The organism is Kribbella jejuensis (assembly GCF_006715085.1).
GTDB lineage: Bacteria > Actinomycetota > Actinomycetes > Propionibacteriales > Kribbellaceae > Kribbella > Kribbella jejuensis.
Genome location: NZ_VFMM01000001.1, coordinates 165171 through 187455 on the forward strand (window position 1 = coordinate 165171; position 22285 = coordinate 187455).

Annotated in this window: 18 protein-coding genes; 9 read left to right on the forward strand and 9 right to left on the reverse strand. The window is 69.8% G+C overall.

The window, feature by feature from the left end; all coding sequences use genetic code 11:
- Positions 1-47 precede the first annotated feature (47 nt).
- Positions 48-2810 (forward strand): helix-turn-helix transcriptional regulator, encoded by a 2763-nt coding sequence (locus FB475_RS00830; protein WP_202878218.1) that lies wholly within the window; start codon positions 48-50, stop codon positions 2808-2810.
- On the opposite strand, the gene FB475_RS00835 is transcribed toward FB475_RS00830, so the two are convergent.
- The 3 genes from FB475_RS00835 to FB475_RS00845 are packed head-to-tail and all read right to left on the reverse strand — an operon-like array spanning position 2807 to position 5307.
- On the reverse strand, positions 2807-3535 hold the full coding sequence (locus FB475_RS00835; protein WP_141851551.1) for an SDR family oxidoreductase: 729 nt from the start codon (positions 3533-3535) through the stop codon (positions 2807-2809). The genes FB475_RS00830 and FB475_RS00835 overlap by 4 nt on opposite strands.
- A gap of 12 nt (positions 3536-3547) precedes the next feature.
- Positions 3548-5017, reverse strand: coding sequence for an MFS transporter (locus FB475_RS00840; RefSeq protein WP_141851553.1), 1470 nt, complete (start codon positions 5015-5017; stop codon positions 3548-3550).
- The gene (locus tag FB475_RS00845) at positions 5014-5307 is read right to left on the reverse strand and encodes a muconolactone Delta-isomerase family protein (RefSeq protein WP_141851556.1); all 294 of its coding nucleotides are present in this window, start codon (positions 5305-5307) and stop codon (positions 5014-5016) included. Before FB475_RS00845 ends, FB475_RS00840 begins: the two co-directional genes overlap by 4 nt.
- 160 nt (positions 5308-5467) lie before the next feature.
- Between FB475_RS00845 and FB475_RS00850 the strand changes: the two genes are divergently transcribed.
- Positions 5468-6805: a dihydrolipoyl dehydrogenase family protein gene (locus FB475_RS00850; RefSeq protein ID WP_141851558.1), complete on the forward strand. Its 1338-nt coding sequence runs from the start codon at positions 5468-5470 to the stop codon at positions 6803-6805.
- Here the strand turns inward: FB475_RS00850 and FB475_RS00855 are convergent.
- Entirely contained in the window at positions 6802-8862 is a 2061-nt protein-coding gene (locus tag FB475_RS00855; RefSeq protein WP_141851560.1) for a transglycosylase domain-containing protein, read from the reverse strand. The genes FB475_RS00850 and FB475_RS00855 overlap by 4 nt on opposite strands.
- A gap of 66 nt (positions 8863-8928) precedes the next feature.
- The gene (locus FB475_RS00860) at positions 8929-12354 is read right to left on the reverse strand and encodes a glycoside hydrolase family 84 protein (protein ID WP_141851562.1); all 3426 of its coding nucleotides are present in this window, start codon (positions 12352-12354) and stop codon (positions 8929-8931) included.
- Positions 12355-12500: 146 nt separating this feature from the next.
- Here FB475_RS00860 and FB475_RS00865 point away from each other — a divergent pair, with 146 nt between their 5' ends.
- Genes FB475_RS00865 through FB475_RS00875 form a run of 3 tightly spaced genes read left to right on the forward strand, consistent with a single transcriptional unit; the run spans position 12501 to position 14025 of the window.
- Positions 12501-12995, forward strand: a complete 495-nt coding sequence (locus tag FB475_RS00865; protein WP_141851564.1) for a DUF3592 domain-containing protein — start codon at positions 12501-12503, stop codon at positions 12993-12995.
- 35 nt (positions 12996-13030) lie between these two features.
- The gene (locus tag FB475_RS00870; protein ID WP_238332248.1) at positions 13031-13498 is read left to right on the forward strand and encodes an SRPBCC domain-containing protein; all 468 of its coding nucleotides are present in this window, start codon (positions 13031-13033) and stop codon (positions 13496-13498) included.
- Positions 13498-14025 (forward strand): hypothetical protein, encoded by a 528-nt coding sequence (locus FB475_RS00875; protein ID WP_141851568.1) that lies wholly within the window; start codon positions 13498-13500, stop codon positions 14023-14025. The genes FB475_RS00870 and FB475_RS00875 overlap by 1 nt, the downstream gene beginning before the upstream one ends.
- Here the strand turns inward: FB475_RS00875 and FB475_RS00880 are convergent.
- From FB475_RS00880 to FB475_RS00890, 3 genes are read right to left on the reverse strand one after another with little or no spacing between them, the layout of a single operon-like run.
- Complete coding sequence (locus FB475_RS00880; protein ID WP_141851570.1) at positions 14015-14506, reverse strand: hypothetical protein; 492 nt, start codon at positions 14504-14506, stop codon at positions 14015-14017. The genes FB475_RS00875 and FB475_RS00880 overlap by 11 nt on opposite strands.
- Positions 14503-16956, reverse strand: a complete 2454-nt coding sequence (locus FB475_RS00885; protein WP_141851572.1) for a molybdopterin oxidoreductase family protein — start codon at positions 16954-16956, stop codon at positions 14503-14505. The genes FB475_RS00880 and FB475_RS00885 overlap by 4 nt, the downstream gene beginning before the upstream one ends.
- Positions 16957-17014: 58 nt before the next feature.
- Positions 17015-17452 carry an SRPBCC family protein gene (locus FB475_RS00890; protein WP_141851574.1) on the reverse strand — a complete coding sequence of 146 codons (438 nt, stop codon included), beginning with the start codon at positions 17450-17452 and terminating at the stop codon, positions 17015-17017.
- A gap of 122 nt (positions 17453-17574) precedes the next feature.
- On the opposite strand from FB475_RS00890, the gene FB475_RS00895 reads away from it, so the two are divergent.
- From FB475_RS00895 to FB475_RS00910, 4 genes are all read left to right on the forward strand, one after another.
- A complete protein-coding gene (locus FB475_RS00895) occupies positions 17575-18063 on the forward strand; it encodes a DUF6328 family protein (RefSeq protein WP_141851576.1) in 489 nt (162 codons plus the stop codon).
- A 111-nt stretch (positions 18064-18174) separates the two neighbouring features.
- Entirely contained in the window at positions 18175-18954 is a 780-nt protein-coding gene (locus tag FB475_RS00900) for a sigma-70 family RNA polymerase sigma factor (protein WP_185758985.1), read from the forward strand.
- A 93-nt stretch (positions 18955-19047) separates the two neighbouring features.
- The gene (locus FB475_RS00905; RefSeq protein WP_141851580.1) at positions 19048-19731 is read left to right on the forward strand and encodes a GAF and ANTAR domain-containing protein; all 684 of its coding nucleotides are present in this window, start codon (positions 19048-19050) and stop codon (positions 19729-19731) included.
- A gap of 82 nt (positions 19732-19813) precedes the next feature.
- A complete protein-coding gene (locus FB475_RS00910) occupies positions 19814-20563 on the forward strand; it encodes a GAF and ANTAR domain-containing protein (RefSeq protein WP_337678193.1) in 750 nt (249 codons plus the stop codon).
- On the opposite strand, the gene FB475_RS00915 is transcribed toward FB475_RS00910, so the two are convergent.
- Entirely contained in the window at positions 20546-22285 is a 1740-nt protein-coding gene (locus tag FB475_RS00915) for a complex I subunit 5 family protein (protein WP_202878219.1), read from the reverse strand. The two genes, FB475_RS00910 and FB475_RS00915, sit on opposite strands and share 18 nt — an antisense overlap.

Below are 22285 nucleotides of genomic sequence, written 5' to 3' on the forward strand. Positions count from 1 at the left end.
GCCGGGCCGATTTAGTCTGAGGCCTCCGGGGTGGAAGGCGGCCGACTGTGGAGCGAGAAGAACAGTTCCGCGGTCTGGGGGCGGAACGCGCACGGGAGACGAAGTTGCTCGGCCGGCGGGCCGAGCGCTCCGTACTCGACCGCCTGCTGGCCGACGTCCGCCACGGGACGAGCCGAGTACTCGTCGTCCGCGGCGAGGCCGGGGTCGGCAAGACCGCGCTGCTCAACTACGCGGCCGAGACCGCGACCGGCTTCTCGATGCTGCGCGCTGTCGGCGTCCAGTCCGAGATGGAGCTCGCCTTCGCGGCGCTGCACCAATTGTGCGTACCACTGCTCGATCGCCTGGACCGGATCCCCGAGCCGCAACGCCGTGCGCTCGCGACCGTGTTCGGGCTCGCGCCCGGCCCTGCGCCGGACCGGTTCATGGTCGGCCTCGCCGTCCTGAGTCTGATCTCGGACCTCGCGGACGAACAGCCTGTGCTGGTTGTCGTCGACGACGTCCAATGGCTCGACACCGCCACCGCTCAGACGCTCGGCTTCGTCGCCCGGCGGATCGGCGCCGAAGCGGTCGGGTTGTTGTTCGGTGCCCGCGAACCCGGCGTGGAGCTGAGCGGTCTGCCCGAACTCGGGGTCGACGGTCTGCCGGACGACGACGCGCTCGCGTTGCTCGGTTCGGCCGTCGAGTTCCTGCTCGACGAGCCGATCCGGAACCGGATCGTCGCGGAGACCCGCGGCAATCCGCTGGCGCTGCTGGAGCTGCCGCGCGGCCTGACCGCGACCCAGCTCGCGGCGGGCTTCGGTCTGGTAGGTCAACAAGGTCTGCCGGGGCGGATCGAGCAGAGCTTCCTGCGGCAGGCGGACACCCTGCCCGCACCGACCCGGCAGCTGCTGCTCGTCGCGGCGGCTGAGCCGATGGGCGATCCGGTCCTGGTCCGCCGGGCCGCCGACCAGCTCGGCATCGACGAGGTGTTCGCCGAGATCGACGGCCTGGTCACCCTCGGCGAGCGGGTCACGTTCCGGCATCCGCTCGTGCGGTCGGCACTGTACGGATCGGCGTCCGCGACCGAGCGCCGCGCCGTCCATCTCGCGCTGGCCGACGCGACCGACGAAGCGGCCGATCCCGACCGCCGCGCCTGGCACCGGGCCGCGGCGGCGACCGGTCCGGACGAAGCCGTCGCCCTGGAGCTGGAGCGATCCGCGGATCGCGCGCAGGCCCGTGGCGGCTTCGCGGCAGCCGCGGCGTTCCTGCAGCGCGCGGTCTCGTTGACCCGAGATCCGGTACGGCGGACCGAACGCGCACTGGCCGGCGCGCACGCGAGCGTCCAGGCGGGCGCGTTCGCGACCGCGTGGGCACTGATCGCGACCGCGCAGGCGGGTGAGCTCGACGATCTCGGCCGCGCCCGGATCGATCTGCTCCGGGCCGAGGCGGCGTACGCGCAGCAGCGCGGCGGTGACGCGCCCGGTCTGCTGCTGCGCGCGGCCGCGACCCTCGAACCTCTCGATGCGCGACTCGCTCGGGACACATACCTCGACGCCTGGAGCGCGGCGCTGTTCGCGGGGCCGTTGGCCACGGAGACCGGTCTCCGCGAGGTGTCGCTCGCGGCCCGGACGGCGCCACGGTCGGCTACGAAGAGTTCCGACGTACTGCTGGACGGCCTGTCCTCGTTGTTCGTGGAGGGGCAGGCTCACGCGGTGCCCCTGCTCGAGAAGGCCGCGCTCGCGTTCGGCGGGCAGGAGGCGAGTCCCGAGGAGGTACTGCGGTGGGGCTGGCTCGGCACGGCAGCCGCCGCGACCGCGTGGGACTTCGAGTCGTGCCTGTCCACGGCCACCCGGCAGGTCGAGATCGCCCGCGGCGCCGGCGCGCTGGCGGTCCTCGCGGTCGGCGTCAACGTCCTCGGCCAGGTGGTCGCGCTGGCCGGTGACTTCGCCGAGGCGACGTCGCTGCGGGCCGAGGCCGACGCGGTCCGGGAGGCGACCGGCACCCACATCGGGCCGTACGGCGCCCTCGTCCTCGCGGCACTCCGCGGCCGCCCGGACGAGGCGTTCCCCTTGATCGACGACACGATCGCGAGCACGACCGCCGAGGGGCAGGGTACGGCGGCGCAATACGCGCGCTGGGCCCGCGCCGTGGTCCTGAACGGGCTCGGCCGGCATGACGAAGCGTTGCCCTGGGCAACATCAGCGAGCGACGACACACCCGAGCTCTTCGTGTCCTCCTGGGCGCTCAGCGAGCGGGTCGAGGCGGCGGTCCGGGCCGGCCGGGCCGCCGAGGCCGCCGCCGCGCTCGAACGGCTGCAAGCGAAGACCCGCGGCATCGACGCGCCCTGGGGCCGCGGCATCGAGGCCCGCGCGCGGGCGCTCGTCCTCGACGCCGAGGACGCGTACCTGGAGGCGATCAAGTACCTCGACGGCACCCGGCTACGTCCGGACCTGGCCCGCGCCCACCTGGTGTACGGCGAATGGCTGCGGCGCCGTGCCCGCCGGGGCGACGCGCGCACCGAGCTGCGGGTCGCGTTCGAGGCGTTCGCGTCGATCGGGATGACCGCGTTCGCGGAGCGGGCACGCCGGGAACTGCAGGCGACCGGCGAGACGGTCCGCCGACGGGCAAGTACGCCGGCCGCCGGCAACGAACTCACGCCGCAGGAGTTGCAGATTGCCTTGCTCGTGCGTGACGGCCTGTCGAATCCCGAGGTCGGCACCCGCCTGTTCCTGAGTCCACGGACCGTCGAATGGCACCTCCGCAAGATCTTCGACAAGCTCTCGATCAGCTCCCGCCGCCAACTGCGCGAGGCCCTGCCCGACGAGTCTTAACCTCTGAGCAGTTGTTGACCCCCGTCGATGTCGTACGTCGCGCCGGTCAGCGCGGTGTTCGTCATCAGGTGCAGGATCAGCGTCGCGACGTCGTCCGGGCCGACGACGCGGCGAATCGGCAGCGTGGTCCGCAGGTCGGCGCGGCGCTCGTCCAGCTGGTCTCCGAGCAACCGCGCCGACAGCGGGGTGTCGACGAATCCGGCGGCGACCGCGTTCACCCGGATCGGCGCCAGCTCGAGCGCTGCGTTCGCTGCGATCGCCTGCAGGCCGACCGTTCCGATCGCCGCGACGCTCAACCCGACACCCGGCCGACGCGCGCCGGTGCCGCTGATCAGCGTGAGCGAACCGCCCGGACGCACGCGACCGATACAGAGCTGGGCAACTCGCAACGATCCGAGCAGCTCTTCGTCGAGGACGCGTCGGGCGTGGTCGAAGTCGAGCTCGGCGATCGGTGTGTAGAACGGGCCGCCGCCACTCACCAGGACGTGGTCGAGCTGCGCCGGCAGCTCCCCGAACACCTCCGTGAGGCGGGCCGGATCGCTCAGATCCAGCGCCGGCGCGCTCTCCGCGTCGACCTCGGCCGCCGCCTTCGCGAGCCGTTCGGGATTCCGGCCGGTGATGACCACCCGGGCTCCGGCGGCACGTGCCTGGTGCGCGGTTGCCAACCCGATGCCCGAACTCCCACCGATCACGACCACCCTCTGGCCGTCCAGACTGCCTCTCATGGTGTTCTCCTTCTAGTTCGATACGGGGACCGCGCAGCCGTGCACGCGCGGCGTGGCCGGGAGCCGGGTCGCGGACGGCCGCCCGCGCGCGACGTAGGTGAAGGTGATCAACGCCGCGATGACGCTCAGTCCGGCCATCACGAGCATCGCCGTCTGGTACCGGCGCGCGAGCGGCTCGACGAGGTCGTTCGAACCGCCGACGCCGAGCAGCGCCGGGACGAGCGCGATCAGTACGACGCCACCGACCCGTGAGGCGGCGTCGTTGATCGCCGACGCCTCACCCAGGTCGGCGTCGTCGACAGCGGCCAGCACGCCCGCGGTCAGCGGCGCGACGGTCAGACCGATGCCGAGCCCCCAGAGCAACGCCCCGGGCAGGATCGCCTGGACATAACTCTCGCCGGGGCTCGCCGCCGACAGCCACGCGAACCCTCCGGCGACGATCAGGATGCCGGCCGCCATCGGCCAGCGGATCCCGACCCGCGCGACCAGACCACCGACGAACGGCGAGACGACCAGGAACACGGCCGACTCCGGTATCAGCGCCGCACCCGCCTCCGTCGCGCTGTACCCGAGCCGCAACTGACACTGCAGTACAACGAGATAGCTGGCCGCGGACAATGCGCCGTAGAACAGGATCGTCGCAGCGTTGATCGCCACGAACTGCCGAATCCGGAACAGCGCCGTCCGCAACATGGCGGCCGGTCTGCGCTGCTCGACCGGCACGAGCGCGATCAAGCACACGACGCCGACCGCACCCGACACGAGTACGACGGCACTGCCCCAGCCCGAGGCGGGGCCGGCTGTCAGTGCGTAGATCAGCCCACCGAGTCCGAGGACGGCGAGCAGCGCGCCGGCAATGTCGACCGACAACGGTCGGCGGGCACGGCTGCTTTCCGGTACGCCGCGCAGTACCCACAACGCGGCGGCGATCAGCGGGATATTGAGGAGGAACACGTACCGCCAGGAGCCGTGGTCGATCAGCCAGCCGCCGCCGTACGGGCCGAGCGTCGTACCGAGCGTCGACACGCCCGCCCAGACGCCGATCCCGCGGGCCCGGTCCTCCGGCCGGAGGGTGCCGTTGAGCAAGGCGAGGCTGCTCGGAACGACCATCGCGCCGCCCGCTCCTTGCACGACGCGGGCCGCGATCAGCGCCCCGATGTTCGGGGCAGCCGCGCAACACAGCGACGCGATCAGCATGACCGCGAGACCGGCCACGAGGATCCGGCGCCAGCCGAAGTGGTCGGCGAGGGCGCCGGCCAGCAGCAACATCGAGGCGACGGTGACCAGGTAGCCGGTGAGAACCCACTGCAGCCCACTCACGCCGGTATCGAGATCACGACCGATCGCCGGGATCGCGACGTTGATCATGTACGCGTCGATGAAGCCGACCGTCGACGCCAACACGGTCGCCGTCACGAGCAACGCCCCGGCTCGTCCGCGCAGCGCAATCCCCGCCGCCGCCCGCTCGTCCCGGGTGGTCATGACAGACCCGGGTCGTTCGGATGCGGGCTCAGCTCGGTCACCTCGTCGGTTCGCCAGATCCGCAGCGGCATCGAGGCCAGCACGTTCTCCAGGTCCTCAGCGTCGTCGGCGACGAACAGTCCGAGGGTCCGCCACTCCCCCGGCGCCAGCGGCGGGCGCCACAACCGCTTCACCCGGCCCTGCCCGGCGAGCTCGGCGGTGTGCGCAGCCTCCCGGGCCCGGACCTCGGCAACCTCGGCGTCGGTGACCCCCTCCGGCACCCGGGTGGTCATCGTGACCAGAAATTCCATCTCCAGCCTCCGGCTCGTGGATGTTCCCGGGACCACCATCCGCCCGCCCGGCCCGTTACCGCCCCAGTGACAGACCCTGGTCGGTGCAGACCAGGGACACTCACTGGCTTCGCGGGCGCGTGACCGGGCTCAGGCTGAGGTCAACCGAAGGGAGTGCGAGATGGACAGCAAGCGCGAGTACGACGCGATCGTGCTCGGCGCCGGTGCGCCGGGAGAGCATTGCGCCGCGACGTTGGCCAAGGGTGGCGCGCGGGTCGCCGTCGTCGAGCGCGAGCTGCTCGGGGGCGAGTGTTCGTACTGGGCCTGCATCCCGTCGAAGACCCTGCTACGTCCGGGTGAGGCGCTGGCCGAGGCGCTCGACGCACCCGGCGCTCGCGAGGCCGTCACCGGCCGGCTCGACGTGCGGGCGGCGTTGGCGTGGCGCGACTTCATGGTGTCGAGCTACGACGACTCCGGTCAGGTCGCGTGGGCCAAGGACGCCGGGATCGACGTACTGCGCGGCAACGGACGGCTCGCCGGACCGCACACGGTGGCTGTCGACGACCGTACGTATACCGCCGACGCGATCGTGGTCGCCACCGGCGCCGACCCGATCATCCCGCCGGTGCCCGGGCTGCGGGACCTGCCCGGCGTGTGGACGAACCGCGACGTCACCGGCCTGGTCGACGTGCCGGATCGGCTGCTCGTCCTCGGTGGCGGTGCGACCGGGGTCGAGATGAGTCAGGCGCTGGCCCGGATGGGCTCGCACGTCACGCTGCTCGAACGCGACGAGCACCTGCTGCCGCGGGAGCCCCGAGCCGTCGGCGCGGCGGTCGCGGAGGCGCTGATCGCCGACAACGTCGACGTTCGCGTCGGTACCGGCGCGGAGCGGGTCACGCTGGCGGGATCGTCGTACGTCATCGACCTCAGCGACGGGACGCAGGTGTCGGGCGATCGCGTCCTGGTCGCGACCGGCCGCCGGCCGCGGGTGGACGGCATCGGGCTGGAGACCGTCGGCATCGAGGCGAACCCGCACGGCATCGCGGTCGACGACACGTTGCTCGCGGCACCGGGGATCTGGGCGATCGGCGACGTCACGGGCCTGTGGCAACTGACCCACGTCGGCGAGTACCAGGGACGAGTTGCCGCGAGCAACATCCTTGGCACCCCGCGGAAGGCGGACTACCGAGCCGTGCCGCGAGTCGTGTACTGCTATCCGCAAGCAGCTTCGGTCGGCGCCGCGGACGGTCCGTACTCGAGCACCATCCAGCTCTCGGGCGTGCCACGGACTTCGACGTACCTGCGTTCGTACGACACCCAGCCGGGGTTCCTGACGTTGATCTCGGACGGCACTCTGATCACCGGCGCGTACGCCGTCGGTCCCGAGGCCGGCGAGTGGCTCCAACAGGCCACGCTGGCGATCCGGGCGAAGGTCCCGCTACCGGTACTGCTCGACGTCATCCAGCCGTTCCCGACGTTCTCCGAGGCGTTCCTGCAAGCGCTCAGAGCACTCCCCTAGTTGGACAGGCTGCCCAGCACGCGTGACGGCGGTGCGACGAACGAGTCGTGGGGCAAGCCCTCCAGTGCCCCGCGCATCGCCGACTCCCACAGCGGCCCGGCTGTCCCGGAGCCCGTGGGGTCGGCGATGTCCTCGCCGTTCAGCTTGTGGCCGTACATCAGGTTCGTGTACGGCGGGGTCCCGTCGGCGACGACCGCCGCCGCCGCGAGGTTCGGGGTGTAGCCGGAGAACCACACGGCCAGGTTGTTGTTGATCGTGCCGGTCTTGCCGGCCAGGTCCCAGCTGCCGAAGCTCAGGTTGCCGCCGGTACCACCGGGCTGCATCACCGCGCTGAGCACCCGGTTCACGCCGTCCGCGACCCACGGCTCGAGGACCTGCTTGCATGCCTGGCCGGGGGTCGCGAGGCTCTTGCCGTTCTCGTCGGTGATCGACGTGACCAGCAGCGGCGCGCAGTAGACACCGCGGTCGGCGAACGTCGCGTACGCGTTCGACAGCATCAGCGGGGTCACGTACCCGACGCCGAGCGTCATCGAGACGACCTGGTCGAGCGGGCGCAGCGTCTGCGCGTTGTACATCCCGAGCTTGGCCGCGATGGTCGCGATCGAACACAGTCCGGTCTTGCGGGACAGCTGCAGGAAGTACGTGTTCACGGAGTACCGGGCGGCGTCGACCATGGTGAAGTCGCCGCTCTTGGTCGAGTTCTTCGGCGTGTAGTCCTGGTCCCGGGTCCAGCCGTCGCAGGTCCGGTACGGGACCATGCTCAGGTCGATCTGCTTGGGCGAGTTGATCTTGTAGTCGATCGGGATGCCCTGCTGGATCGCCGCCGCGATCGTGAACGCCTTCATCGTCGAGCCGTTCTGGAACCCGCCGTACCCGCCCGCGTACGACTTCTCGACGTTGTAGTTGTACGCCGTCTGGTCGCGGCCCTCGCCGTACGGCTTGCTCTGCACCATCGCCTTGACCAGCCCGGTGCCCGGCTCGACGATTGTGATCGCGGCGACCGTGTTGTCGGTCGGTTTGGTGTGCTCGTCGATCGACTTCTGCGCGGCGGCCTGGATCCGCGGGTCGAGCGAGGTCCGGATCGTCAGTCCGCCGGTCTTCAGGTAGTGGTCGCGCTGCTGGGCGGTGCCGCCGAGTGCGGGGTTGTCGAGCAGCTTGGAGACGATGTACTCGCAGTAGAACGGGTACGGCGAGTTCGCGCAGCCGTTCAGGATCGGGTGCACCCGGGAGGGGTCGATCACCGGTGTCCGGATCGCCCGGTTGGCCTCGGCGACCGAGATCGTGCCGAGCTGGAGCATCCGCTCGATCACGGTGTTCCGCCGCTGCATCGCCTGCTCCGGGTGCGTCACCGGGTCGTACCCGCTGGGGTTCTTCACGATCCCGGCGAGCATCGCGGCCTGCGGGAGCGTAAGCGCGGCGGCGCTGACGCCGTAGTAGTGCTGGGCCGCCGCCTGGACGCCGTACGTGCCGTCACCGAAGTTGGCGAGGTTCAGGTAGCCGTCGAGGATCTGGTCCTTCGACTGCTGCTCTTCGACCGCGACCGCGTACCGCAGTTCGATCAGCTTCCGTTCGTACGTCGGGGCCGTCGCGGCGCGCTGCTCCGCGGGCGTCTTGGCGTTCTCGAGCAGGGTCAGCTTCACGTACTGCTGGGTGATGCTCGAACCGCCCTGCTCGGTGCCCTCGGCGTGGTTGCGGATCAGCGCGCGCAGTGTGCCTTGCAGGTCGAGCGCACCGTGCTGGTAGAAACGCGAGTCCTCGATCGAGATGATCGCCTTCTGCATCACCGGCGCGATGTGCGCGATGCCGACCGGCGCCCGGTTCTCGTCGTACAGGTTCGCGATCAGGCTGCCGTCCGCGGCCAGGATCCGGGTCCGGACGTCGGCCGGCCCGCTGTTCAGCGGTTTCGGCAGGCTGCGCAACGTGTCGGCGACCTGTTCGGTGCCGAATCCGGCGAACCCCGCGATCGGTATCAGCAGACCGGCCGTCAAGGCACCCGCCAGCGCGCTGACGCCGAAGAACCTGGTCAGCAACCGAACCCCCTGCCCGGCTGAACTCACTCCTCCAAAGTAGGTCGCGGTCCGGCCGGACACACACGCCTCTCAGCGTCCTCTCATCGGGCCTGGCTACTGCGCCGGGTAGACCTCCAGTTCATAGAGGGAGTAGCCGTACTGCGTGGCGCGATGTACGCCCTGCATGCGGACGTACCGGGCAGTGGTGTCGAGCCAGAGCGTGTCGGTGCCACCGTCGCCGTTCGTGATCTCGGTCGCGGTCGTCCAGGTATTCGCGTCGTCGGACACCTGGATGGTGTACGCCGAGCCGTACGCCGCCTCCCAGCGCAGGACGAGCTTGCCCAGACGGGTGGGAGTACCAAGATCGACCTGGAGCCACGAGGCGTCGTTGTAGCCCGAGGCCCAGCGGGTAGTGGTGTCACCGTCGACGGCCAGGCCGGCGGTGAACGACGTACCGGGTTCGATGCTGGAGGCAACGACCGGGCGGTGCAGGGCGACGTTCGTGGCGCCGGTCCGGGGCCGGACCGCGACCGGCAGGACAGTGTCGAAACTGGTCTGGCCGACGGTGAACGTGACGGGGATGTCAACATTCGACAATCCGGCATCCGAGGGTGGCGTCAGCTGGACGGGGACGGACTGTGTGAAGCCCCGCTTGACCGTGACCGAGGCCGCGGTCTCGACGGTCCAGCCGGCCGGGGCGGCGACGCTCAGCGTGCCGCTGACGTCGGTGTTCCGGTCGGCGGAGATGTCCACCGTGAACGTCGATGCCACGCCTCGGACCACATCGGTGCGCTCGTTGCCGACGCTGACCGTTGCCAGCGGGGTGTCGGTCCACAGCGGCACGACCTCGGCCACCTCCGGCGTACCGCTCTTCCAGACCAGGCGGACGGCCTCTGCCCTCAGATCGGCCACCGGCAGCTCGGCGTACGCCGACGACACCGAGCCGACGCGCTGCCATCCGCCGCCGACCTGGACCTCCACGTCCGCCGTACCGGCGCTCCGCTGGAGCACCGTCAGGCCTGCCAGCTCGCGCGGCGCCGACAATCCGATGGTCAACGAGTCACCGGCGGCGGGTGCGGTGGACGGCACGTACGCGGTGTCCGGATTGCCGTCCACCGCCTGCTGGAACGACGATCCCGCGGCCGGCGCCGGCGTACCGCTCGCGGTGAGCGTCGTCGTGTGCCCGCCGATCGTCTCGACGGTGAACTCACGGACGACCAGCCAGTAGTCGCTCGCGCTCAACGACCGGTACCGGACGTAGCGTGCGGTTGTCCCGGCCGGGGCTGTGGCGCGTACCTCGGCCGTGGTCGCGCGGGTCAACTCGGTCCAGCGAGTGCCGTCGGAGGAGTACTCCAGGACGCCGGAGTGGATGTAGTCGTTCGGGCTCGACGTCTTGCCCATCAGGAGCGTGATCGCTCCGATCGCCGACGGTTGGCCGAGATCGACCCGCACCTCGGAGCCGGTGGTCGGCGCGCCGTCACTCCAGTAGAACGTGTTCGGGTCGCCGTCGATCATCCGCGCCGGCACGTTGTCCTGGTACGTACCGAGGCTCGTGGTCGCCGTACGCCCGGGTTGCACGCCGAGCCAGCGGTCGTGGACCCGGGCCGCCTCCGCGATCAGCGCGTCGACGACCCCCTCACCGATCCGCGGATACGTACCGCTGTGCGGAAGCCGGCTGTCGCGGATCGCCTTCGCCTGGGTGACGAGCGCGTTCATCCGCTGCCGCGCGGTCCAGGCCGCGGCGCCGTCACCCGCGTCCAGCGCGCCGAGCAGGTCGAGCGCGCGGTTCATCGCCTGACCCCACAGTTCGGTGGCCTTCAACCACGACTCCGCCTGGTCGGTGAAGGCCGGGTCGACCACCTTGGCGCGGATCGTCGCGGGGGCCGCCACGATCGCGTTCACCCGCGGCCGCAGTACGGCGATCGCCTGAGCATGTCGACCGGACCACCACAGCTGCCAGAACTGGTCGACCGCGGCACCGAGGACCGGCGCACTCTCCGGGTGCAGCGTGCCGTCGTACGTGTTCAGATCGGCGAACACCTGCAGCGCGGCGATCGTCGCCGGATCGCCGCCGGCGCGTTCGGCGAGGGCCTGGCGCCAAGAGGCCTGCGCGTCGTACTTCGCCGGATTCCAGCCGAGCTCCGCGAACGAGTAGAGCGCGACCTTGCTGACCGCGGCCTGGTTCATCGGGTTCGAGATGACCCCGGCGACGCTGTCCGCGATGGCCGGTTCGCGACCCGTGTACGGCGCGAGCAACAGCCGGCCCGCGGCGTAGTCGTTGACCGGGTAGTTGTCCCAGATCAGGATGTTGTGCCCGAACACGGCCTTCGCCTGGGCGGCCTGCGCCGCGGTGATCGTGCGCGGCACCACGCCGATACCGGTCCAGTGCACAACCACGTCACTGTCCAGCTGCTCGCGCAGCGCCTGCTTGTACGGCGTTTCGCTGACGTTGTAGTACTCCGTCGGCACCATCTGCAGCGGAGCCACGTCCGGCTTGGTCTCGACCCATTCGCGCTGCACCCGGTTGAGCAGGTCGCTCTGCGCACGCCCGGCGGCGCCACCGCCGGTGCCGTACTTCGCCTTGTCCGCGGCGCAGTGCCACGTGTTGTAGTCGATGTCGTCGAGCGGCACGTTGAACGACCGCGCGCCTACGTCGTACAAGGCCTCGAACTTCGCGATCAGCGCCTGGAAGTCGGCCTCGGACGTGTAGCAGATCGACAGCCCGGGCGAGAGCGCGAAGGTGAAGTCGACCTTGTTCTGCCGGGCCCGGTCGACCAAGGCGGCGAGTTGCGCCAGCTTGTCGGCCGGGTACGGGTCACGCCACTGCTCGCGGTGGTACGGGTCGTCCTTCGGCGCGTACTCGTAGGTGTTCATCCGGTGCTCGCCGAGGTAGCTGAGCTCGTCCAGGCGGTCGGCCTGCGACCACGGCGTGCCGTAGAAGCCTTCGATCGCGCCGCGGTACCGCATCGTCGGCCAGTCACGGATCGCGACGCCGGGCAGCCAGTCCTGGCCGGTTCGCCGCTGGATCAGCTGCGCGAACGACTGCGCAGCGTAGTAGGTGCCGTCACCGTCGACGCCGTCGAGGACGACCTGGGCGCGGTCGTCGCGGTCGCGGCCGGCGGCCAGTACGTATCCCTCGGCGGGCAGGCCGGTGCTGTCCTTCACGCCCAGGGCGGTCAACACCGACGCGCTGCGGCCGAGCCAGATCGTGGTCGGCGTACCCGGGTCGGCGCCGTCGGTGGTGCGGACGGTCCGCACGCCGGCGCGGTCGAGCGCCTGCCGGACGACGCGCTCGGCGTCGGCGTCGGTGCGCGCGGTGCGGACGAGACCGACGACCGGCGTGATCGGGAAGCCGTCCGGCCGCTGCACGAGCTGCTGCGGCTGAGGCGAAAGGGCGGCGGGCGCCGCGGCGGACGTGGCGGTGGGCGCGGTGGGGGCGGTGGGGGCCATGGTGTCGGCCGGCTGAGCGGTGGCCGGCGGCGCGATGGTAAACGGAGCGGCCAGGGCGAGCACGCAGACGGCAGACCTGAGCAGGCGCATCGAGTCTCCTCGGGCAGGCGGGTGCCGACCAGTTAGCCACTGCGCAGAACTGCTCGTCAAGGGCTGAACGTAGGCAACTTCAGACACTGGCCACGGCGCGCCGTTTCGAGTGGACACGCCGGTCGGCCTGAGTTCTCTTTAGAGCTGTGAGCACCCAGTACTCGGCGCGGCGGCTGACCCGCCGGAAGCGACTCGGCGTCGTCGCGACCTGGACCGTGTTCACCGCGATGGCGCTCGGGATCTTCTCGGTCGGCGTCGTCACGCTGATCTGGGGCGTCCACCGGATCGACGATCTCAGCGACCTGTCCGCACACCAGGTCCGCGCGGTCGGCCACGTCGTTGCCACCCGCAAACTCCCGCACAACCCGCAGGGCACCGGTGGCGGCACCGAGGCAACGATCGGCTTCACCGCTGCCGACGGCACCTTTCACACCACCACGCAGACCCTCCAACTGTGGTCGCGGTCCCGCCACGTCGGCGACAAGGTCGCCGTCGTGTACGACCAGCGCAGCCCGGACTCGTTCTACACCACATCGCTCGGCGTGGAGCGCCTCCGCAACATCCTGATCCTGCTGCTGGCCGCGACGATGCTCCTCGGCACACCGGCCGCGTACATCTTCTACGCCCGGGATGCTCTGTAGCGACTACCCACGCGCGGTATGGGCACTGGTTGGGCATGGCGCGAACTAAACATGCAGAACAGACAAATCGGGCGCCGCAGCTCAGATATGTCAGGACGCTGGTTTGTGACGCGGACCGCCTGTGGAATCTCATCACCCGCCCGGAGCTCCTCAGCAGCTGGCTCGGACCAACACTGCTGAGTGACACGCTGTACGGCGGCTTCGTGGTGGTGACCGGCCCGGACACGCAGGAGACCGGCATTGTGACCACCTGCTCCCCGCCCCACTACTTCCAGGCCGATTTCAACGATCCGTCGCACCGCTCGAGCAAGGTGCTCGTGGACGTGGTGCCGGCCAGGCGCGGATCCCACCTGATCCTGACGCACGGTGGCATCCCGGCTGGACGCCTCCATCACTACGATCTGTTCTGGACGTCCGCCCTCGAGCGCCTCGTCCAGGCCTGCGCCGGTAACGCACCGTTGTCGTCGGCCAGTTACCTCCCCACATCGGCAGGAGGTTCGTGATGTACGACGTCCTGGTCCTCGTCGAGGAGGAGCTGAGCGTCCCGGACACCGAACGCCTGGTGCAGCTGTACGCCGCCAAGCCGGAACCCGTCCGGTTCCACCTGATCGTCCCGTGCGAGGACGCCCAGGCCCAGGTCGAGGCGTCGCTGTCCGGGATCGCCGGCTCGGACATGTTCGGAATGACCGGACCGCGGTACGGATTCCGCCCGCCCGACGAGGTGCACCAGGTGGCCGACGAGGCCCAGCGGGCCGCCGACGCCGAGGCATCGGCGTCGCTCGAACGCAGCCTGCGACGGCTCCGGTCGCTCGGCCGGGAAGCCGAGGGCAGCATCACCCACCGGCATCCGGTCGACCAGCTCGTCGACGACATCCTGCGGGTGCAGGGTCAGGAGGTCGTGGTGGTGACCCGGCCGCATGTGATCGCGGAGCTGCTGCACGTCGACTGGTCGGCGCAGGCCCGCCGGCATCTCGGCGTACCGGTCCTGCATCTGCTCGAGCAGCAGCCGGACGATCCTCTTAAGGAGTGACCATGATCTGGGCGGCATTGGTCTTCAGCGATGCGTTCGCCCAGCGCAGCTGACGCAGGGTCTGCGGGTGGCAGGTCTTGGTCAGGCTGAGCAGCTCGGAATCCTTCAGAGCCTGCGCGGTCTGGGCCAGGACCTCCCAGTCGAGCGACACCCCGGCCGCCTTGCGGTGGATCTCCCGGAGATCCTTCAGCAGCAGCAGCGCCGGATCGTGATGTCCACCGATCAGCTCCGACCCGAACTGCCGGACCGTTGCCAACAGCCCCGACTCGCCGGCGGGCTCGGCGTCCAGCTCGACGTCGTAGTTCTTGCCGTGCTTCGCGAGTTCACGGACATGATCCTGCGACCACTTCGCCAGGTCGCGGCCGAGGTAGAAGATGTCGTGATCGGCCTTGTGCCGGCTGGACGCCTGCAGCAGGTCCGTGGCGAGATCGTTCTCGGCCCGGTGCAGCTCGCGGATCGCCAGGCCCACCTTGTTCGTCATCGGTTGCCCTCCACAACATCATCGCCGAAGTCCTCGACGACCATCGCGTCGATTCCACCTACGGTCCGGCGAATGCCACCGCCGACCGGCTTGGACGCCGTCGTCGTGGGTGCCGCCGACGGCGCGCCACCCGGCGCGATCCGTTCGGCCGCCGCCGCCGCGCACTTGAACAGCGGTTGCTTCGAGCAAGGATCCCAGTCGGTGACGGTCAGCTCGTTCGCGGCCCGCTCCGGCGGCCCGTCGGGTGCGTCCCAATAGCCGTAGTGGAACGGGAGGAACAACGTCCCCGGCCGGATCCCGCTGACCCGCAACCGGGCCTCGACCTGCCCACGCGGCGTACTGATCCGGAGCAGGTCACCCTCGTCCCAGCCCTGCTGCTCGGCATCCAGTTGCGACAGCTCCACCCAGACCTCCGGCGCGGCGTTCTGCAACTGCCGGACGCGGCCGGTCTTGGTGCGGGTGTGGAAGTGGTACAACGTCCGCCCGGTCGTCAGTAAGTACGGGTACTCCGGCGTCGGCGGATCGTGCGGCGCCAGGTACTCCGCTGCCTTCAGGACTGCCTTGCCCGACGGGTTCATCGCCTTGTACTCGACCGGATCGAGCGGAGCCCCGGTCACCAGGTCCTTGCCGTAGCTCTCGCAGTACGACGGTGCGCTCCAGAACTCACCATCGGCGTAGATGTGTTCGGTCCCGTCCGGGTGTTCGGCGTTGCACGGCCACTGGATCCCGCTGCCGCCGCGAAGCTTGTCGTAGCTCAGGCCGGTGTAGTCGCACGGCCGGCCGGCGCTGCATTCCTTCCACGCCTCGAACGCGCCTTCGGCATCGGTCCACTTCACCAGCGGCTGCCCGTCCTTGTCCTTCAGTTCCAGCCGCTGCGCGTAGTCGATGAAGATGTCCAGATCGGCCCGCGCCGAACCCGGCGGCTCGACTGCCTTGTCCGACAGGTGCACCGTGCGGTCGGCATTCGTGAACGTCCCGGTCTTCTCACCCCACGTTGCCGCGGGCAACACCACGTCGGCCAGCGCTGCGGTCTCGGACAGGAAGATGTCCTGGACGACCAGGAACAGCCGCTCCTGGGTGAGGATCTTGCGGATCCGCTGCAGCTCCGGCAACGAGACCGCCGGGTTGGTGCCGCTGACGTAGAGGAACCGGATCGACCCGTCCTCGACGTAGCGCAGCATCTGCATCAGGTGCGTCGGCTCGGAGTAGTGCGGGATCTGTTGCGGGTCGACGTTCCAGACCCGGGCGAGGTCCGCGACCTGCTCGTCGTTCGCCCAGTTCCGGAAGCCCGGCAGATCGCCGTCGGCGCCGCACTCGCGGGTGTTCTCGGCGGTCGGCTGCCCGTTCATCTGCAGGATTCCGCAGCCGGGACGGCCGAGCATGCCACGGAGCAGGTTGACGTTGTTGACCTGGACAGCAGCGGCGGTGGCCTGGTGCGACTGGTAGAAGCCTTGCAGCACAGTCGACAACAGCCGTTCCGCGGTCCCGAGCAGGCGCGCCGCAGCGCGGATGTCGTCCGCCGGCACGTCGCAGATTTCCGCGGCCCAGTCCGGGTCGCAGCCGACGACCTGCTTGGCGAGTTCGTCGTACCCGACGGTGTTCCGGTCGACGTAGTCGCGGTCGACCCAGTCGTGCTCGATCAGCTCGTGCAGCAGCGCGTTCATCAGCGCGACGTTGGTACCGGGCCGAGGGGCCAAATGAATCGTCGCGGCCTCGGCCACCGGCGTACGGCGGGGGTCGACGCACAGGATCTTCGGCGGGTTCGGACCGGCGAGGCGGTCGAGGATCCGGGTCCACAGCACGGTCTGGGTCTCGGCCATGTTGTGCCCGTACAAGGCGATCACGTCGGCATGGTCGATGTCGGTGTACGAACCGGGCTGGCCGTCGCACGCGAACGTCTCCTTGAGCGCGGCGGCAGCGGTCGCCGTACACAGCCGGGTGTTGCCGTCCATGTGGTTCGTACCGATGCCGCCGTGGCCGATCAGGGCGAGGGTGTAGTACTCCTCCAGGAACAGCTGCCCGGTCGTGTAGAAGCCGATGGAACTGGGCCCGCGCTCGGCGAGCAGCTCCTTCGTCCGTCCGGCGACCGCCGACATCGCGGTCTCCCAGTCGGTCTCGACCAGCTGACCCTCCCGGCGGATCAGGGGCGTCGTCAGCCGGTCCGCGGAGTTGTTGGCCTGGTAGCCGAACAGGTCCTTCGGTCCGAGCCTGCCGTGGTTCACCCGGTCGACGGCGCGGCCGCGCACGCCGACGATCCGGCCGTCCTTGACCGCGATGTCCAGCCCGTCGCCGTTGGAGTGCAGGATCGTCGCCGACTGCACCCAGCTGTCGACCTGGTCCGGGCTGATCCCGTCGTCCAGCCGGAGGTCCACCCGGACCGGCCAGCGCTCCCCCGGCCCGTACCCCGCCCGCGTCCCCCACGGCTCCGCAATCCGGTCGATCGATCCCATGGCGGCCCGGTGCCCCCGCCGTACAGCAACAAACCGCGACTGCACCGCGGCAAGCCGGTCAGGTTCGCCGTCGCTCAGCGATCAGCTTGATCCGCCGCAACGCCTCGTCGTTGCGTGGGTGCAGCATCAGATCGGCGAGGGGTTTGGGCAACAGCGAGATCGGCCCGCTGACCGCTTGCTCGGTCATCACCAACCGGCAGCCGGTGGGGGTGTCGGTGGCGGTGAACTCGACCTCGCCGTGGCCGGCCGGCCAGACCCGGAGCCGCAGCCGCAGCCGGCGCGCGGGCTCGTACTCCAGCGACGACGTCGTGTCGTTCAGCAGCAGCGGCCAGGCGCCGACCGAATGGTGGATCCGGCTGCCCGGCTCGGGCCAGTGCGGGTCGACGTCCCGGATCCGGGACGCGCCCACCACCCAGGCGGCGTACGACCAACCGTCGGTCAGGATCGCGAACACGTCCTCGGCACTCGCTTCGATCAGGCACTCGTTCTGGCTCATGCACCGCCCTGTACCCCTTCGTGATCATCGATTGCGCACCGCGGTCGAGCAGCCGACGCTCTCGCCCGTACCCGGCCGTGGTCACGAGCATCAAGCGCTGACCGTCGGGTACCGGGAAAGGCATGGAGGCGCCCAAGGAGTCGCTCACGTACGAACGCGACGGGGAGACGTCCGGTGAGCGGTTGGACCGGCACTGGAGCGAGCTGCTCCAGGAGCTCCGGCTGGTGCAGACCGGGACGCAGATCCTGTTCGCATTCCTGCTCGGCATCGCATTCCAGAGCCAGTTCCACACCACGGACGAGTTCACGCACGGCGTCTACGCGTGCACACTGACCGCCGCCGCCCTCGCGGTCGTGTTGTTCCTGGCGCCGGTGGCGTTCCACCGCGCGCTGTACCGGCAGGGCCTGCGGGACCGGTTGGTCAAGATCTCCGACCGGTTGGCGCGCGGCGGGATGACGTTCCTGGTCCTCTCGATTTGCGGTGGTCTGCTGATCGCGTTGGACGTCGTACTCCCCCGCGCCGCCGCCGTGGTGGTGGTGATCGGGGTGCTGCTCTGGTTCGTCGCGTTCTGGCTGGTGCTTCCCGCCTACGTCCGGCATAAACACCGATGATTCAAAACAATGATTCAGGCCTGTCACCGCGGGTACCCGGGGGTAGTCCCGGTTGCGGTCCAAACCATGCGCCGTGCTCGGCCGGGACGGACACAGGCAGGACAACCCGCAATGGCATCGAGTAGTCCAGCGCAGGCGTCGTACGCCGAAGAGTCCGCCCGGACCGAGCACCTGCTCCGGGCCGCGCACGTCAGCCGCGGCCCACGCCGCGAACAACTCCTCGACGAGGCGATCGTCAGCGGCATGCCGCTCGCCCGGACGCTCGCCCACCGGTACCGCGGTCGCGGTGTCGACGACGAGGACCTCGAGCAGATCGCCATCGAGCACCTGATCCGCGCCGCCCGCAACTACCGGCCGTCGCCGGGTTCGGATTTCCGGTCGTACGCCGTACCGACGATCCGCGGCGGGATCCGGCACCACTTCCGCGACAACGCCTGGGCGATCAAGCTGCCGCGGCGGCTGCAGGAGATCCAGGCGCGGCTGAACGCCGTGCAGGGCAAGCTGGCGGTCGCGCTCGGGCACTGGCCGGACCGCCGCGAGCTCTCCGAGGCGATCGGTGTCGAGGTGAACGAGATCATCGAGGCCGAACAGGCCCGCGGCTGCTTCCAGCCGACGTCGCTGGACGCGGAGCAGACCACGGACACCGGCGCCTCGGCACCGGCGCGGGAAGTCGCCCAGCCCGGCAACACCTACGAACTCGTCGACCAGGTGCACTCGCTGCAGCCGGTCGTCGACAACCTTCCGGAACGGGATCAGCTGATCCTGCGCAGGCGCTTCGTCGACCACCTCACCCAGGCGGAGATCGGCGCCGAGCTCGGCGTCAGCCAGATGCAGGTGTCGCGGCGCCTCCGGATGATCATGAGCAACCTACAACTCGCACTGTCAGCCTGACCGGGAGTACCGAGCGTGCCCGACCGGAGGGCACGAGCGGCGGCACAGTAGGACATCATCCGGTCGGGCCGGGGCCCGGGTTGGGAGGCTAGGATGGTGGATCGGGCGGCGGTGCTAGCGCGGCTGGCCAGACTCGTTGCTGCCGTTGATCCGCGTCGGCAGCTGGTGGTCCGGCTGTGCGAGGCGAGCAGGCAGCTGGTCGGTGCCCGGGGAAGTTCGATCAACATCAACAGTGCCGAGATCGGCAACCGGCTGACCCTGGCCGCGACCGACAATGTGGCGGCGCAGTTGGAGAATCTGCAGGACATCCTCGGCGAAGGGCCCTGCCGGGACGCCTTCCGGCTCAACCGGCCAGTGGTCACCGACCTGCAGGCAGCGGCTGAGCAGCTGTGGCCGGCGTTCGCGCGGTCGGCCCTTGAATCGGCGGGTGCCGTTACCATCCATTGCTTCCCGATGCGGTCGGCCGGCCATCCGTTCGGTGTCTACAGCGTCTACACGAAGAACGGTCTGCAGGAGCCTGCCGACGTTGTGCAGTTCCTCGCCGACGCGGTCGGCGTCGCCGTACTGTCCGATGCCTCGGCCGCTGAGCCCGACAGCCCCTTGACGGCCAGGTCCGTGGTGCATCAGGCGACCGGCATGGTCGTGGTCCAGTTGCAGGTATCGCCGGACGACGCCCTGGCCATCCTGCGGGCCCATGCGTTCGCCCACGATGCGACCGTGCAGCAGATCGCCGAGCAGATCGTCGACCGCCGCCTCGACTTCCGGGAGGGCAGCTGATGGCAGCTGGCGCACCCGGCAGGCCTGAGCCGGGTGTGCGGGTCATCTGGGTTCGCGGCCCGCTGCGATGCATGATGAACAAGTGACAGATATCGATCGACGAGGCAGCGACACGGAAGATCCCGGCGCCGAGCCTCCGGCACGAACGAATTCTGAGCAGGCAGCCGACGTCTTCTCGCGGCTCGCGCTGGAGATGCACGAGGCCGAGGGCGTGGAGGAGACCATCCAGGCGGTGGTCGAGTTCGCGATCCAGGCGTTGAACTGTGCCTATGCGGGCGTCGCGCTGCGACACAGGGGCGGCGGGCTGGAGATCCCAGCGGTCACCGATCCCGTGGTCGCCGAGATCTACCAGTTCCAGACAGCCGGCGGCGACGGTCCGCTGGTGCTCTGCATGGAGGAGCGAGCGACGGTCCTGGTGCCGGACCTGGAGCAGGACACCCGGTGGGTCGACTGGGCCAAGAAGGTTCTCGAGCTCGGAGTACGCAGCGTGCTCGACGTACCGCTGTGGACGTCGTCCGGGCCGCTCGGCGTACTGGGGCTGTACAGCAAGGAACCGGACGCCTTCGGACCGGACGACATCGCGGTCGCCTACATCCTGGCCCGGCACGCCGCGGTCGCGGTCGCGAGCGCGCGGCGCGAGGAGCACCTGAAGGTCGCGGTCGATGCCCGTAAGCTGGTCGGGCAGGCGATGGGGATCCTGATGGAGCGGTACAACCTCGACAGCGACCAGGCCTTCCAGGTGCTGCGCCGGTACTCCCAGGACACCAACACGAAGCTGCGCGAGGTCGCGCAGCACCTGATCGACAGCCGTCGCCTACCCTCCGGTAAGTAGTACCGCGGCGCAGGTGAGCAGGCCGGCGATCGAGTAGGCGGCGTAGTCGTTCACGGAGCCGGTGTGCAGACGCCGGAGGAACGTGATCGAGCGCGGTTCGGGGCGGCGTACATACCAGCCGCAGAGCAGGACTCCGGCGACGATGCAACCGATCGCGATCAGGAGTTCTTCGGGTGCGAAGTACTGGAACGCTGGTGTGGTCACGGTGACCGTGGCATGGCCGGCGAGCGCCGCGGCGGCGTATGCATTCTGGTCGAGCAGTACGGCGGCGGCCGGCGCGGCGACGTGGTTCACCACCACGCGCGGGAGCACGCCGAACGCCACGCAACCGACTGCCAGCACCCCGAACGCGACCAGGGCGCCGGGCCGCGTCCGCTCCAGCGGGTCGTACTCGTCGTCGCGCCGGCGGAAGAACGCCAGGTATGTCGCCCGGCCGAGTGCGGCCACTGTCAGCACTTGGGCAAGCAGCACCGCGACGAACGCGGCGGGATGGTCCGAGCGGAGTGCGTCGTGGATGAGCCCCAGCGATGCGTAGCCGTTGAGCGGCGGCACGCCCGCGATCGACGCCGTACCGAGCAGGAACGCTGCGGTCGTCAACGGCCGGTGGCGGGCCAGACCGCCCATCTGCGACAGCCTGGTCATCCCGGTGGCGTGCACGATCGCGCCGGCGCAGAGGAACAGCAGCGTCTTGAACAGGGCGTGATCGACGAGGTGATAGACGAACCCGGTGACCGCCGTGAGCGAGCCGGCGCCGACGGCTGTCAGCAGCACCCCCATCTGGGAGACGGTGTCGTACGCCAGAAGTCTCTTCAGATCGTCCTGGCCGAGCGCGAGAGCGGCACCGGCGATCGCGGAGAGCGGGCCGAGGACGAGCAGGATGCCGGGCAGGGCGGTCCGGTGTACGGCGTACACGTCCAGGGCGACTCGTGCGATCGCGACCACGCCGAGGTTGACCATGAGCCCGGAGAACATCGCTGACACGGGGCCCGGCGCAGCGGAGTGTGCGTCGGCCAGCCAGCCGTGGAACGGCATCAAACCGGCCTTCGTGCCGAAGCCCGCGAGGAGGAGGGCAAGGGCGACCAGGTCCGCCCTACCGGCGTTTCCGGTCAGAGCGTGCTGCAGTTGGCCGAGATTCAGGGCGCCGTGCCGGGAGTACAGCAACGCGGTGGCGACGAAGACGAAGAAGCCGGCGAGGTTGGTGAGCACCATCATCTTGAAGGTTGCCTCGAGCGCCCATGGCCGCTCGAGGAAGAAGCCGGCCAGCCCGTAACTGGCCAGCGCCGCGACCTCGAACCAGACGAACAGGTTGAGCAGATCGGCCGTCAGCGCCGTACCGATCATTGCTGCGAGCAACAGTTGCGCGAGGCATGCGTACCAGCCTGCCTCGTGGGCGCCGAGGCCGCCGAGCTCCGACAAGCTGTAGAGCAACAGTAGCGTGCCGATCGTTGCGGTCAGCAACGCGTAGGTGAGGCCGAACGGTTCGGCGGTGACGGTGATCCCGAGCTGCGCGCCGTCGACCGGGCCGACGTGGCCTACTGCGTGACCTTGGAGCTGTCCGGCGTACACGTCTGTGGCGAACGTCAGCAGGATCGCGGATGCTCCGCCCAGAGCCAGTAGTGAGACGACCATCGGGGCGCGGGGCGAGAGCCTGCTGAGCAACGGCGCGAGTACGGCGCCACCGATCGGTAGCACCACCGGCAGCGGCAACAGCGCGGGATCCAC